The sequence below is a fragment of the Pseudomonas sp. P4_C4 genome (assembly GCF_056402055.1).
The window spans coordinates 72,383-86,678 of the sequence record NZ_JBFUID010000024.1 but is presented as its reverse complement, the minus strand read 5'-3'; the positions used below and the strand labels follow the sequence as shown (position 1 = coordinate 86,678).

Genomic DNA, 14,296 nt, shown 5'->3' with positions numbered 1-14,296 from the left:
GTCTACGGTCTCGATGGTAGAAACCAGCAGGTTGTTAAGGCTGGAAGAAGATATTGACTTTCGGCAGCGGTAGCATGCTTGAGTTGGGGCAGGAACAGTAAAAATAATCACTGTTTTTATGATTTGTTATTGTCGGTGCGATGTTCTGTGGGTTGCATGTAATAAATATTTGAGAGTTTCTCAGTTTTGTTGGTTGGTTTAAGTGATGAGGAGATATCTTCTGCGCACTATGCAGTAAAGTCCAATCACATCTTACGGCCGGTTGCCCTATCATGACGGCCTTGCAAGGAGAGGGATCTGCGTGATCCTTGAGTCGGGCGCCTGACTGGTTTGTGATCCTGATAACACTGCCGCATTGGCGGCGCGCTATTACCGTATTCCAGCAGGTAGTCGCAGTCTAAATTATAAAAGCATTTCATCCGGGCGAGAAAGAAAAAATTCAGGCCAAGCCCGGATGTTCGACTCTTACTGGTGTAAAATGAAAGTCGTACGGGAATGAGCGCATTCTAAGCGTCATAAAAATAGGTGTGGTTGGAGCGTTCGAAGGGGTTATGGAAAGATTCCGGGTTTTGTTATTAGGTCTTCCGCGCCGCAGTAAACGACTGATCCAGGTTGCTGCTGATGTCGCGTTGGTGTGGCTAGCCCTGTGGATGGCATTTGTTGTCCGATTAGGCATCGATGAGATGGTCAACCCGCTCACTCAGCATCTCTGGCTTTTTTTGAGTGCGCAGTTTGTAGCAATTCCACTTTTCTTTCAATTTGGAATGTATCGCGCAGTCATGCGCTATTTTGGTAATGATGCCCTTATTACGATCGTCAAAGCGGTAAGTTTGTCATCGTTAATTCTTGGCGTTGTCGTGTATTGGTATAGTAATCATCAGAATATTGTGCCGCGGTCAATAATTTTTAATTATTGGTGGCTAAGTTTGGTCATGATCGGTGGTCTTCGACTGTTCATGCGTCAATACTTTCTCGGTGATTGGTTTTCCGCAGCCCAACATGTTCCTTTCACCAACCGGGATAACGGATTACCTAAGGTGGCCATTTATGGAGCTGGTGCTGCCGGAAATCAGCTTGTAGCAGCTTTGCGAATGGGACGAGCCATGCGTCCGGTCGCCTTTATCGATGACGATAGAAGTATTGCCAGTCGAGTTATTTCTGGGCTTAAGGTTTATAAACCAAAGCATATCAAGGAGATGATTGAAGCTACTGGTGTGCAGGAAATTTTATTAGCGATACCCTCCACATCTCGTGGGCGTCGTCGAGAAATACTTGGTTTTCTGGAGGAATATCCCCTTCATGTTCGCACTGTCCCCGGGTTCATGGATTTGGCTAGCGGACGCGTAAAAGTCGATGATATCCAAGAAGTAGATATCGCCGACTTATTGGGGCGTGATGCAGTTGCTGCCCAACATGAGTTACTCGAACATTGCATCAAACAACAGGTCGTACTTGTTACCGGGGCTGGTGGGTCTATAGGTTCTGAGTTGTGCCGGCAGATATTGTCATTGCAACCCACGGTCCTTTTATTGCTCGAGCATAGTGAATTTAATCTCTATAGTATTTTGTCGGAGCTTGAGCAACGAATTGTTCGGGAGTCGTTGTCTACGAAAATTCTTCCGATCCTCGGATCGGTCCGTGATAAGGCTAAAATTTTAGATGTGATGTCAACATGGCATGTAGAGACCGTCTATCACGCTGCGGCTTATAAACACGTTCCGATGGTCGAACATAATATTGCCGAGGGTGTACTCAATAATGTAATGGGTACACTTAATACGGCCCAAGCTGCAATCCAGGCAGGCGTGGCTAATTTTGTATTGATTTCGACGGATAAAGCTGTACGGCCTACAAATGTCATGGGTAGCACTAAGCGTCTTGCCGAACTGACGCTTCAAGCTCTCAGCAAGGAGCCCGCACCGGTACTATTTGGTGACACTGCAAGCATATCCAGAGTCAATCGAACCCGATTTACGATGGTCCGTTTTGGAAACGTTTTAGGTTCTTCCGGCTCGGTGATACCATTATTTCACAAACAAATAAAATCAGGTGGCCCGCTCACGGTTACTCATCCTAAAATCACTCGTTACTTCATGACCATTCCAGAGGCGGCGCAACTGGTTATTCAGGCGGGCTCTATGGGGATGGGAGGTGATGTTTTCGTGCTGGATATGGGCGAACCGGTAAAAATTGTTGAGCTGGCAGAGAGAATGATTCATCTGTCAGGTTTAAGTGTTCGTTCAGAAAAAAATCCGCACGGTGATATCTCCATTGAGTTTACTGGGTTACGCCCGGGAGAGAAACTCTACGAAGAACTGCTGATTGGTGACAACGTAGTTGCAACTCAGCACCCGATGATCATGAGTGCTCACGAGGATTATTTGGCCTGGGAAGTCCTCAAGGTCAAGCTGACGCATCTGCTTGCGGCGCTTGATGAGAATGATTACTCTCTCGTTCGACAATTATTGAGAGAAACAGTCCATGGATACACCCCTCAAGGAGAGATAGTGGATTGGATTTACGAACAGCGGCGTCTTGATCATTAAGCCGGTTATATTACGGATTTTAACTGAAAAAAATCCTGGATCCATGGCGGGCTGAGTAGTCGTACTGAATAGATGTATTATATTTTTAAGCTGTTTTTATATTTTTGATGGCATTGGTACGAATACTAGGGCTTGAATTGTGTGTGCATTTAAGGAGTGAGTCATCTTGAATCTTGAGACAAGTGATACTGAATGCGAAGTTCACTCTACCATTGAACAGCGTATCGTTGTGATAGGTGGAACTGGCTTTGTTGGTCAGCATTTACTCAATTCTTTAGTTGATTACAGCAAAGAGTTCGAAATTATTTTCGCGGTCCATCGAAACGAGCCACATTGGTTAACAGAATCGCCTATACAGGTTCGACATTTTGACTTGGATGATAGCGCGTCGTTAGAGAAAATTTTGAATTGCGGCAGCATCGTTTTGAATTTGCTGCGGCCAGACGGCACCGGATGGTTCTTGTCAGCGATCAAGAATATTTTGCGCGCTTGCGGCAATGCACGTGTTAAGCGTTATATCCATGTTTCAAGTATTGACGTTTTTGGAGCAAGCCAGGACAGCATTTGTACTTCGGCTTCACAGATCGTGCCTATCACGCCTTATGAGCGTGAGCATGCCGCTGCTGAGAAGTTTGTGAGCGCCGTCAATGCCGAGCATTTCGAAGCCTTGATTTTGCGCCTTGGCGCGGTATTTGGTGTCGGTGGATTAAATATTGTTTCATTCGTAAGGGAAGTTTCGAGTGCCCCTGGCTGGAAACTCGCATTGCGCCGTTCATTGTACGGTGCGCGGCGAATGCATTTGGTCAGCGTTGAAAAAGTAGTCGAGGTTTTATTATTTGTTACAACGGCGGCACCAATAATTCAGGGGGAAATTATTGTAGTGACTGAAGACGCTGACGCTGATAATAATTTCGCTTATCTTCAGGATTGTTTGCTGGAAGTATTTAATCGTACTGCAGTATTGCATATTCCTTACCTCCCCTCGCGAGTGCTGCGTTTGGTATTAAATGCCAGAGGGATTAGTAATACCGATCCAATGCGTCGCTTCCAAGAAGATCGATTGTTGCAACTTGGATTGCCAGATTCTGCACTGTTCACCCAGCGCCTTAAAGGTTACTTGAGTCACTTGAGGGCTACGGTATGAATGTTTTATTGATTAATATTTCTCTTGATGCACAGCGTGGGGGAGGGACTGCGGAACGCACAAGACACTTAGCCAATACCCTTGCGGATAAAGGCTGTCGTTGTGAAGTCATCGCGATGTCCGGTGATTCCTGGCAGTCAGAATTTAATACTCGAGGTGTTAAAACCTACATTACTGGAAAAATGGGTCAACACTTTCCAATCCCATTGGTCAATTTTATGCGTCTGTGGAAAGCGGTGAAGTCTGCTGACATTATCCATATCATGGGCTACTGGAATTTGTTGAGTATTATTACCGGCTTCTTCGCCAGGATCGCGCGGACTCCTTATGTACTTTGCCCCGCGGGTGAATTTGCTTCCATCGGAAAGCCTAGTCCAGTTAAGAAGCTGTTTCATTTGTTGCTTGGTAAATCACTTATAAAAAGTGCGTCGGGGTTTATTGCAATTACTCAGTTAGAGCGAATACTAATTGCAGAAGTTACAGGTTTTTTGCCGGATCGTATCCCGGTGTTTCCGAATGGGGTGGCGGAGCCCGCGTTAACCCCAATACGTACACTGCAGAATCTGCCCGAAGAGCCGTATATTTTATTTATGGGTAGGCTTGCCCCTGTCAAAGGCCCTGATTTGCTTATTAAAGCCTATCTCTCTACAAAGGCAGCCCACCATTATCCTTTAGTGCTTGCCGGGCCAGACTTCGGAATGCAAGCCGAGCTTGAGGCCTCTTTGATTGGTCATGAAATAGCTCGTCAGATTCATTTTATTGGATTTCTCAATGAGGCCCAACGGAATGAAGCTTATCAACATGCATTGATGCTTGTCATTCCCTCCAGATCGGAAGCCATGTCACTTGTTGCTCTGGAAGCAGGAATCACAGGTTTGCCGGTATTGCTGACAAATACATGTGGCTTTGACGAAGTACAGACAATCAACGGGGGAAGAGTTGTCGAGCCGACAGCCGCTGGTATCAGTAGAGGGCTTCAGCTCATGCTTTCAGAGACCGACGATTTGACGCTTAAAGGGCAACGACTTAAGTCGTTTGTAATCGACCATTATAGTTGGCATGTAATTGTAACTAATATGGTCGATTATTTTGAAGGTTTTATTCAGGATAATTAGAGTGCTTGTTGATGTAAAGAGTTGATGGGATGCTTTTGTTTATTTAGTATCCATCTCAGCACAATTAACCCTATAAGAAAAGCGGTTATCTCAATCGCGAAAAAAAGAAACGCTCTGGGGAAATTAATTTGCACTGTCAAGTATGCCATTCCAACGCCAATAGTAGCGCTTGTCATAACATTATTCAGTAACCGTTTAGCGGCAAGCTCGATGCTATAACCCAAGAAGAATAATAGTGCCATGCCAGCAAAAAGCACGAGATGATTGCCGCTGTAATACAGTACTGCTATAGGACCAGGGATTGTCATGAATGTAAAATTTTCTAATCTTTCATACTGTGCATTAGATATTCGCTGATATATTGCTTGTGTGCCTTGTGCTGGATCTTCTTTTAAGCCTCTCATAAAAAGATCTAAATTCAGGTGATGATTGCTCGTTACTGCTAAAACTCCTTCAGCGCCAATCCATCGGTCTACGATTAGCTTGCTCAATTCGTTTGCGATTCGTTTGAACTTCAGTTCGGGTGACAGTTGATGCGGGGTGAYGTATGGCTCTGGGGTGGCGTCGTGTATTAAAGTTTTTTCGGATAATTTCAACGACGTCCCGGATTCTTCCAGATTTCCTTTCACGATGGTTTTTTCTGTATAAGGTACTGCCTTTGCAAACGAAGAAAGGCGATCGACTGATACGGAAATTATCGAAAATGCAAACAATAAAGCGGTCGTCGAAAAAATCTTTATCCAGCCAATTTTTGATATGTTCCACTCTAGTTTTCTCCCTTGTATCAGGTAAGCAATAAAAGGGGCCGAAACATGAAGGATCATTTGTGCACGACTGCCCATCGAAATTGATGTCAGTGCACCCTCAATAATGACGATATAAAAAAGCATGTTCGGAGTTAATTTTCCGCTTTTTACCAACCAGTAAGCCAAGGTGAAAAGAGCAATAGAGTTTCCCCAGGCGACCATGAAGGAAAAGACTACGTAAATATAACTATGTAGCTTTAAAGTTGGTTCGTATCCAACTTTGATAATCGAAAAGTAATAGTTAAAAATTAGAGAGGCAATTGTGAAGATGATTGCCATGCCCAAGAGTGTTGATAAGAATTTTGTGTTTATATTGGTTTCGAGTTCTTTTCTTTTTTGCAAGCCGGCCACGACAATGAAGTAGCAGATAAGCAGCGCGCTAAATGCTGTGATCAGTACTACAATGGCGTTGTTCCATGCGGCTGGCGATTCATCAAAGCCTCCTATGGGCTCAATGAAATTGTTTCCAATGAGCAAGTGTAAAGTGATTTTTGCCCAGCAACCTAAAATCAAAAAAGAAAATAGAAAAAATATGAAGTAGCTTTTCGGTCGATTTTTAATCGTGGCATATATTATGGCAATGCTCAGTGTGCAATAGATTGCAAATAAAGCGACCATGCCTGGGTAATAGAAGCCTGCCCATATGCTAAGTAAAGTCACTGTGGCGACAATCCATGTTGTTGTCGCTTTATTATCAAAATAGCCTTCTGAGATCTCGTTCATTTTTTTACCGATGCGGATTTATAAATGCCGATTACGTAGCTGATCATCTTGCGAGAAAATAGTGATGAAGGGCTTAGTATTGCGGCCCGAAACATCTGCTTTAAACTGATGAGGTAACGGCCGGAGAAACCGTGCATGAATCCTGACAGCAGATAGGCGTTTGCCATCGCCCTTTTTTTCCAGCGAAGAAACCTTTTGGGTAAACCATTCGTATTATAAAAATCTTTAATAACGATAACTGGCTCATCTGAACGTTGAACACTGGAGGGATTATAGGTAGTTGACCCAGAGTGAATGCGAAAATCTGCTAGCGCCTCTGGGACGCGGATGAATGGGCCGTGTTGACAAAAACGCAGAAAAAAGTCCATGTCCGGAATGTTTCTTAACCCAGTATTCCAGTCGCCTACTAGCGCCCATGTTGTCCGTTTGAATAGCGCGCCTGGGCCAGGTAAACATTGGAAATTGGCGATGAGCAGATTTTCAGAATATTCGGGGGCTGTAATGGTTCTAATATAATTTGAGTCTTCGTCGATTACGCAAAAGTCCGGGTATGCCAATACTGCTTCAGGTGACAACGCCATTCGCGAGACCATCGTCTCGATTGCAGTAGGGTGTAATCTGTCATCAGCACTTAGATAACCCAACAAATCGCCGGAACTTTGTTTCCATCCGAAATTCATGGCAGCGCTTTGTCCAGCATTTTCCTGTCTGAAATGCGAAAACTGCATAGGATGATTCTTCAGCAAATTCGGAGTGTCATCGGTTGATCCATCATCAACCACAATCAGTTCGATATTTTGATAGGTTTGTTTTTTGACGCTATCAATTGCATCCAGCAAATATCGAGCAGTATTGTACGTGGGGATGACAATAGTGACTTTCGGCAGTGTCGTCATTTTATCGTCCATGTGGATTCTCTTAGTGAAAATAGGATTGGCTGAATTTGATTGTTGATTTAAAGTTGGCAGTTGTTTTCAGGTTGAATATTCGATTTACATAATGAATCATCAGGGCTGACTGAATAATACTGCCCGAGCTATAAACGATAGCTAATCCAATTATGCCGAAATATATGAATGCCACACTTCCTCCGGCGATCATCAGTACACCGCTGACAATAGAGATTCGCATGGTAATATGTTGTTTTTGCAACATGACCAAGACCATGCCGGCGGTTCCAGCGAAGGTCTGAATAACTTGAGCGAAGCCGAGAATGATAAATAGAAAGTAAGCTTCTGAATACTCTTCTGGCCAAGCCATTGCAATAATGAGTTGACCTAAAATGGCGAATAATAGATAGCCCGTAATTGCCATTCCCGTTGCTACACCCGCACCGATACCCATCACTTTTTGCAAGTAACGTTTTTTTCGTCGAACCCACAGACGCCCAATTGATGGTGCGATGACTGTATTGACTACTGCCAAGGGAATTATCACCAAGATAGCAAGCCGTGATGCCAGGCCATAGATTGCTACGTCAGCGGTGCTGCCAAAGAAAACAATGATCCACAAGTCTGCTTGAGCTATGATAAATAGCACGCTTGTGGTGGTAAGGTTAGGTATGGTTTGCCACAATATTTCGGAATAACTTACAGTTTCTTTGGTTTCCCCATCATGAGTATTGTGCCAGCGCCACAGGGAATATCCACCCAGTAATGCGGTACATAAAACACCAAGAACTCCCGAAAAGAGAAGGGTGTCCAATGAAAGTGTTATCTTTGACTGCCAGGCAATAATGACGGCAGCAGCGCTGGCGACAGCAGTACCAACCACCAGGAAACTCGCCTGAACAAAGTGTCCTAAAACCCGGTGTTGCTCGGATAGTAAAGTTACCGTGGCAGCTAACATCATACTGATTGAGATAAGTGGTGCTAATTTCTGCAGCGCGCCTGTCAACTCTGAGTGCAACAGGTTTTCCAGTACCGTTAGAGTTATCAAAAAAGTAACCGCGAACAGACTTGCCGCTGAGCATCCAATGATTAAAGTGCGCCGTAAAGTTTGCTTTACCCTGGCAGTGTCTTTATCACCGATGGCTCTGGAGATAATAGCTGGAGCTGTAATGCTTAAACCTAACTGACCCAAAGTGGCAAGCGCTGCTATTATGGATTGGCACAAAAAAAACAAGCCCACGGACTCTTGCTTCATAGTGAGTGGCAGTAGAATTCCGGTCAGGGCCCCCGTACCAAGCAGGAGAAATCGACCGACGATGGCTGCAGCACTCGCAGCCACTGGAGAGGATAGAGCGCTGATATTTTTCTTCGCAGTCATTTATTGAGATTTCGCAGCCGGTCATAATGCAGCTGCCGATTTTCACGTTTTTTCAATGCCCTGTCTACAGCCAGGGTCCTCCAGTTCTAACCGATCGGCGGAAGCTGTGATTTCTGCTGTGGCTGACCAAACTTGCTTGCCTGGAAGATGCAACGGTTGGTGACTCGGCAATCAATGAGCTATTTTAGCAACGCTAAAGGGGCGGAATCAGTTCCATCCACTGCCTTTTCACGGAGCGCTACCTGGTTTCAATCGTGCCATTGACCTATTGATGATGCATCTTCTCACGAAGTTGCACGCGACTCTTATAGTTAAACTATCTGTTAGTATTTAATGTTCCGCTATTGCTGGATAATTTATTCGAAGTGATTGGCGATTTAAATAAATTTTGTTGAGACACTCTTCGCTCATCACGCAGCTGCTGGAATCGTACTGCCAGCTCCGGTGTTTACATTGACAAAATGTTATCTGGCCAAATTCCTTCATCTCGACCTATGATTGTTTCATTTTCCGCAACAGACACATTCTTGACATTCTCCCACGGCGCCTGATTTGAGGAGCAGCTTCAGAAATGCTGCTTCTTCAACCGATGTCATGGAGCGCCATTTATGCGTACAGGCTATTTCTACTCCCAGGTTTTCGCCTTGCTTACCAGCGCCTCTTTTACCGCTAAGGCAGAGCCTGCAGCGAATCCGGATCTGCCAAGGTTGCGGTGGTGATGGAAGGCTTCAGCGAATGCGCAATCGGCACAGTGGATCTTGGCAGGGCCGATGCGCCGACTTTGCGGCGTGAGTTAACCGGTGCAGGGGAGACCAAGGCTCTGGCGATTGTTGCGTACCGCGAAAGTATTGGTCTGTTTGTGGCCGACGAGTTGTTCGAAGTGAAGGGTATCGACAAGGCCCTTCCAGATAAGAATCGCGAGAAGTCCCGGTTGAACTATGCTTGTAAATCAGTCTTGGAGGCCGGTCATTGACCGGCCTTTTTTAATTTTTGGTGACTGCAGCGAATTTTGACTTCCGTCGGCAATTGAAAAATTACGACTGTAATATACTATATTAAATTATGTGTATAATAAATACGCAGCTCGTCCAGGCAGGCTGAGATTCAGGCGCTTATCTATCCCTCTGGCATCTCCCAGGAGCCAAGTCATGACGTCCATTCAGTCCCAAGGCACCGCCCTCATCACTGGTGCTTCTTCCGGTATCGGTGCGATTTACGCGCAACGGTTGGCAGCGCGAGGTTTTGATTTGTTGCTGGTTGCTCGTGACCAGGAGCGGCTTGAAGCAGCGGCAAGCGCGCTGCGCAATGCTCATGGGGTTCAGGTGGAGGTGCTCAAGGCAGATCTGACGCAGAAGGACGATGTGCTGAAACTTGAACAGCGTCTGCGCAGCGATTCGAGTATCAGCCTTTTACTGAACAATGCCGGCGTAGCCGCGGATGGCTTGTTGGCCAACGCCGATACCGATCAACTGGAGCGAATGATTCAGTTGAATATTACAACGGTGACGCGATTGGCATCGGCCGCGGCGGCCAGTTTTGCCAAGGCGCGCCGGGGTACCATCATCAACATTGCTTCTGTGGTAGCGCTGTTTCCCGAACGCTTCAACGCCACCTACAGCGCCAGCAAGGCCTATGTATTGAGCCTGACCCAGTCGTTGAATGCCGAACTCGATGGCACCGGGGTCAAGGTCCAGGCCGTATTGCCTGGGGTGACACGCACCGAAATCTGGGAACGCTCCGGTATCGATGCTTCGCAGATTCCAGCCGAGATGGTCATGGAAGCGGGCGAGATGGTCGACGCGGCACTGTCGGGTCTGGATAAGGGCGAGTTGGTCACCATTCCTTCGCTGCCGGATGCCGCCGACTGGGATGCCTTTGTTGCGGCACGCCTTGTGATGGCGCCCAATCTTTCCAAAAGCAAAGCCGCTGCGCGTTACAAATGAAACGCCCCTAATCGACTGAGGTATTGCGGTATGAGTGATCGTCGTGTGGTTGTAACGGGCATGGGCCTGGTGTCGCCGCTGGGGAGCGGTGTCGAGGCAGTCTGGACGCGGCTGTTGGCCGGGCGTTCCGGGCTGCGCAATTTACCGCAAGAGGTGGTTGCCGACCTGCCGGCCAAGGTTGGCGGTGCAGTGCCTGCGTTGGCTGACGATCCGGAGGCGGGGTTCGATCCGGATCGGGCAACCCCACCCAAGGAACAGAAGAAGATGGACCGCTTCATCCTGTTCGCCATGGAAGCGGCGCGTCAGGCACTGGAGCAAGCCGGCTGGCAAGCACTGGACGCCAATGCCCAGGAGCGCACGGCCACCATCATCGGTTCAGGTGTAGGTGGTTTCGGCGCGATTGCCGATGCGGTGCGCACCACCGATAGCCGTGGTCCGAGACGTTTGTCTCCATTCACTATCCCTTCATTTCTGGTCAACCTCGCGGCAGGTCACGTGTCAATCCAGCATGGCTTCAAAGGGCCATTAGGTGCGCCGGTCACGGCATGTGCCGCCGGGGTTCAGGCGATTGGCGATGCGGCGCGGTTGATTCGCGCGGGTGAGGCGGATATCGCGGTGTGCGGTGGTGCGGAAGCGGCGATCGATCGGGTCAGTCTTGCCGGGTTTGCGGCTGCTCGTGCCTTGTCCAGCGCTTACAACGAAACGCCTGAGCGCGCTTCGCGACCTTTCGACAGTGGTCGCGATGGCTTTGTCATGGGAGAAGGGGCCGGGCTGCTGGTCATCGAATCTCTGGACCATGCGCTGGCCCGCGGCGCCAAGCCCCTGGCGGAACTGGTCGGTTACGGCACCAGCGCCGATGCCTTTCACCTGACCGCCGGCCCCGAGGACGGCAGCGGTGCGCGGCGAGCGATGTCGTTGGCATTGGCGCAGGCCGGTGTTTCACCGGCTCAGGTTCAGCATCTGAATGCTCATGCAACCTCGACTCCGGTAGGTGATCTAGGTGAGCTGGCGGCGATCAAGGCGTTGTTCGGTGCGCAAAACGGCATCGCCGTGACATCGACCAAGTCGGCGACCGGGCATTTGCTCGGTGCAGCGGGTGGGCTCGAAGCGATCTTTACGCTGCTGGCGATTCGTGACCAGATCGTGCCGGCGACTCTCAATTTCGAGAACCCGGACCCTGCCACTGAAGGTGTCGACATCGTTCATGGCAACGCGCGGCCGATGGCCATCGAATACGCGCTGTCCAACGGCTTCGGATTTGGCGGGGTCAATGCCAGTGTGCTGTTCAAGCGTTGGCAGGATTAATCCTGTGAATGTTTGAGGTGATCGCGTGCGACGTCGAGAATCCGTTGGGCAAACTCGGCGTCGGCGACGCTGCGGGATAACAGCAAGGCGCCGACCAGCGTCGACATGATGACGATGCTGCGGTCGGCGGTGCGCTCACCGTCAAGGGTGTGCTGGATCTGATCGAGTCGCGCCTGGAGCACGACGTCGCTGGTTGGACTCGGTTGACCACGCAGCCCCAGTTCCGAAGAAATGGTCAGCAGCGGGCAGCCCTCGTGAGGCGAGGTTTGATGCCATTCGGACAGGTAGGTGTCGATGAAAGCTTCGAGTGGGTGTTCCTCGGCGAAGATTTGCGCGCACAACTCGTCGACTTGTACGCCAGCCTCTTGCAAGGCTTTCTCCACCAGTTCGTCTTTGGACTTGAAATGCGAGTAAAAGCCACCGTGGGTCAAGCCCAGAGCTTTCATCAGGGGTTGCAGCCCGGTCGCGCCGATACCATCGCGTCGAAATCGCGCTGAAGCTTCCTTGATTATGCGTTGGTGGGTCTGGGCTTTATGGTCCTGCGAGTAACGCATCTGATATCTCCGCATCAATGCGGACCATATTAACCAATGAAAATTGCATGGTGACTGTACTTCTACTTCTAAAAAGCATGCAGATGCTTCGATATGGGTACAAAGCGGCATGATTTAAGGATATTCCACGCAAAAACAAACCCCACCGATACAGGCGGGGTTTTCAGTCAGCGGTCCTTCGCTTCCTTGGCGTCCATTTCCGCATTGCGTTCGGCGACGCGCTTACGTTGCTCTTCGGTCAGTTCGACCTTGTTGGCGGTGTCGCGCAGCAGCATCAGACCACCAACGATCGAGCCGATGGCAACGACCAGAATCAGCCAGGCATACCAGGGCATAGGACTCTCCTTGAAAAGCGGGCGGGTCGACGAGGGTTCGCCAACCGATCGTGCATACCACTTTGAGTGATGGGGTTTCATCGCAGTTCCATCGCTATCACCCCCATTCTATGCCTGTTGTCCAAGGTTCACTCTAACGCTTTCAATGTCCGGTCAACATCGCATCCGCCGGTGCGTCGGCGCGCAATTGCGCGGTGAGCATGAAGTACACGAAACCTGCCACCATGAAGCCCAGGAAGATCAGGCCGATCAACGTGTTGAACCATGCCATCGCCACCAGGCACACCACTGCCAGCATCAGTGCAATGAACGGCACCAGCGGGTAGCAGGGGGCGCGGAAGGTGCGTTCCAGGTTCGGCTCGGTTTTACGCAGTTTGAACAGGCTGAGCATGCTCATGATGTACATCACGATGGCGCCGAACACGGCCATGGTGATCATTGCGGCGGTCAGCGTCATGCCGCCTAGGTTGATCAAGCCGTCGCTGTAGATGGCTGCAATGCCGATTACACCGCCGGCGATGATCGCCCGGTGCGGGGTTTGAAAACGTGACAGTCTGGCCAGGGACACCGGCAGGTAGCCGGCCCGGGCGAGGGCGAAGAACTGCCGCGAGTAGCCAAGGATGATCCCGTGAAAACTCGCCACTAGACCAAACAGGCCGATCCACACCAGCATGTGCAGCCAGCCCGAGCTTTCGCCGACCACGGTTTTCATTGCCTGTGGCAGCGGGTCGTTGATGTTCGACAGGGTGCGCCAGTCGCCGACGCCACCGGCGAAGAACATCACGCCCATCGCCAGCAGCACCAGGGTCAGAATACCGCTGATGTAAGCCTTGGGAATCGTGCGCTTCGGGTCCTTGGCTTCTTCGGCGGCCATGGCTGCGCCTTCGATGGCGAGGAAGAACCAGATGGCAAAGGGGATCGCCGCGAACATCCCGGCAATCGCCGGAGCATCGAACACGTCGGAACCGGCCCAGCCATTGAGGGCGAAGTTGCTGAAGCTGAACGCGGGGGCGACTACGCCCATGAACACCAGTAATTCGGCGACGGCCAACACGCAGACCACCAGTTCGAAGGTCGCTGCCAGTTTCACACCGAGGATATTGAGGCCCATGAACACGATGTAGGCACCGACTGCCGCGTGTTTCGGGTCAAGGGCTGGAAACTGGACATTGAGGTAGGCGCCGATGGCCAGGGCAATCGCCGGCGGGGCGAAGACGAATTCGATCAGTGTCGCCAGCCCGGCGATCAACCCGCCTTTTTCGCCAAAGGCGCGACGGCTGTAGGCAAAGGGACCGCCGGCGTGAGGAATGGCAGTGGTCAGCTCGGTGAAACTGAAGATGAAGCAGGTGTACATGGTGGCGACCAAAAATGAGGTCACCAGAAAGCCCAAAGTCCCGGCCACGCCCCAGCCATAACTCCAGCCGAAATACTCCCCGGAAATCACCAGCCCAACCGCAATGCCCCACAAGTGCAACGTGCCCAGCGTGGGTTTGAGTTGTGTGTTCATGTTTTTGCTCCCTGAGTGGTTTGGAAAGCTCGGGGGAGGCCAGTGCAGTG

General features: G+C 49.6%; 11 protein-coding genes and 1 pseudogene. 6 read left to right on the top strand and 6 right to left on the bottom strand.

The window, feature by feature from the left end; genetic code table 11:
- Positions 1 to 551: 551 nt before the first annotated feature.
- The 3 genes from AC1DXW_RS14735 to AC1DXW_RS14725 all read left to right on the top strand — a co-directional run bounded on the left by AC1DXW_RS14735 (position 552) and on the right by AC1DXW_RS14725 (position 4,805).
- A complete protein-coding gene (locus tag AC1DXW_RS14735; RefSeq protein ID WP_477760146.1) occupies positions 552 to 2,546 on the top strand; it encodes a polysaccharide biosynthesis protein in 1,995 nt (664 codons plus the stop codon).
- A gap of 166 nt (positions 2,547 to 2,712) precedes the next feature.
- Positions 2,713 to 3,690 carry an NAD-dependent epimerase/dehydratase family protein gene (locus tag AC1DXW_RS14730; RefSeq protein WP_477756882.1) on the top strand — a complete coding sequence of 326 codons (978 nt, stop codon included), beginning with the start codon at positions 2,713 to 2,715 and terminating at the stop codon, positions 3,688 to 3,690.
- Entirely contained in the window at positions 3,687 to 4,805 is a 1,119-nt protein-coding gene (locus tag AC1DXW_RS14725; protein ID WP_477760145.1) for a glycosyltransferase, read from the top strand. Before AC1DXW_RS14730 ends, AC1DXW_RS14725 begins: the two co-directional genes overlap by 4 nt.
- Here AC1DXW_RS14725 and AC1DXW_RS14720 read toward each other — a convergent pair.
- From AC1DXW_RS14720 to AC1DXW_RS14710, 3 genes are read right to left on the bottom strand one after another with little or no spacing between them, the layout of a single operon-like run.
- Entirely contained in the window at positions 4,802 to 6,334 is a 1,533-nt protein-coding gene (locus tag AC1DXW_RS14720; protein ID WP_477760144.1) for a hypothetical protein, read from the bottom strand. The two genes, AC1DXW_RS14725 and AC1DXW_RS14720, sit on opposite strands and share 4 nt — an antisense overlap.
- On the bottom strand, positions 6,331 to 7,242 hold the full coding sequence (locus AC1DXW_RS14715; RefSeq protein ID WP_477760143.1) for a glycosyltransferase: 912 nt from the start codon (positions 7,240 to 7,242) through the stop codon (positions 6,331 to 6,333). Before AC1DXW_RS14715 ends, AC1DXW_RS14720 begins: the two co-directional genes overlap by 4 nt.
- A gap of 10 nt (positions 7,243 to 7,252) precedes the next feature.
- Positions 7,253 to 8,602 (bottom strand): lipopolysaccharide biosynthesis protein, encoded by a 1,350-nt coding sequence (locus AC1DXW_RS14710; RefSeq protein WP_477760142.1) that lies wholly within the window; start codon positions 8,600 to 8,602, stop codon positions 7,253 to 7,255.
- A gap of 608 nt (positions 8,603 to 9,210) precedes the next feature.
- Between AC1DXW_RS14710 and AC1DXW_RS14705 the strand changes: the two are divergent.
- The 3 genes and pseudogenes from AC1DXW_RS14705 (at position 9,211) to fabF (ending at position 11,850) form a co-directional block, all read left to right on the top strand.
- Positions 9,211 to 9,575, top strand: a pseudogene (locus AC1DXW_RS14705) (ComEA family DNA-binding protein).
- A gap of 175 nt (positions 9,576 to 9,750) precedes the next feature.
- Positions 9,751 to 10,545, top strand: coding sequence for an SDR family NAD(P)-dependent oxidoreductase (locus tag AC1DXW_RS14700; protein WP_477760141.1), 795 nt, complete (start codon positions 9,751 to 9,753; stop codon positions 10,543 to 10,545).
- Between the two features lie 30 nt (positions 10,546 to 10,575).
- Positions 10,576 to 11,850: a beta-ketoacyl-ACP synthase II gene (fabF, locus tag AC1DXW_RS14695; RefSeq protein WP_477760140.1), complete on the top strand. Its 1,275-nt coding sequence runs from the start codon at positions 10,576 to 10,578 to the stop codon at positions 11,848 to 11,850.
- Here the strand turns inward: fabF and AC1DXW_RS14690 are convergent.
- The 3 genes from AC1DXW_RS14690 to eat form a co-directional block, all read right to left on the bottom strand.
- Positions 11,847 to 12,404: a TetR/AcrR family transcriptional regulator gene (locus AC1DXW_RS14690; protein ID WP_477760139.1), complete on the bottom strand. Its 558-nt coding sequence runs from the start codon at positions 12,402 to 12,404 to the stop codon at positions 11,847 to 11,849. The genes fabF and AC1DXW_RS14690 overlap by 4 nt on opposite strands.
- Before the next feature lie 167 nt (positions 12,405 to 12,571).
- Positions 12,572 to 12,739 carry a DUF2897 family protein gene (locus tag AC1DXW_RS14685; protein ID WP_477760138.1) on the bottom strand — a complete coding sequence of 56 codons (168 nt, stop codon included), beginning with the start codon at positions 12,737 to 12,739 and terminating at the stop codon, positions 12,572 to 12,574.
- A gap of 142 nt (positions 12,740 to 12,881) precedes the next feature.
- Positions 12,882 to 14,246, bottom strand: a complete 1,365-nt coding sequence (eat, locus tag AC1DXW_RS14680) for an ethanolamine permease (protein WP_477760137.1) — start codon at positions 14,244 to 14,246, stop codon at positions 12,882 to 12,884.
- Between the last annotated feature and the right edge of the window lie 50 nt (positions 14,247 to 14,296).